General features: G+C 66.8%; 1 protein-coding gene. It reads right to left on the bottom strand.

What is annotated here, in order from left to right; all coding sequences use genetic code 11:
- A partial coding sequence (locus A6V29_RS08405) for a transposase (protein ID WP_170977769.1) occupies positions 1-186 on the bottom strand: 186 nt, incomplete at its 3' end.
- Positions 187-376 lie beyond the last annotated feature (190 nt).

Here is a 376-nt window from a genome sequence, read left to right on the forward strand (position 1 = left end):
GGTGCCGTTGCGCTGGGTCGTGCGGGTCTCGGTGCGCTCATGCGGCGCGGCGCCGATCTGCGCGGTCGCCTCCGCGTCGATCAACGCCTGCAGCATCGTGTGCAGCAGCCGGCGCATCACCTCGCCGCCGTCAGCGCTGCGCAGTGCATCGGTCAACTCGAGCAGGGCAGACTGATCCAGGGCCATCGTGTGAGTCCTCTTCTGTGAGTTCCTTGGCGGGTTCTCACAGAGCCTCACGCGGTGGCCCCTCGACGTAGGTGACCGACACGATCACCGAGGCCAGGGGCCCGATCTACACCACTCCAGGGGACTCACCCGGCATCCGCGTCCCGAGAAACCGGCATTCAGTCCCGCAGCACATGTACCGACACGTCAA

This window comes from Blastococcus sp. CCUG 61487 (genome assembly GCF_005222955.1).
Lineage (GTDB): Bacteria > Actinomycetota > Actinomycetes > Mycobacteriales > Geodermatophilaceae > Blastococcus.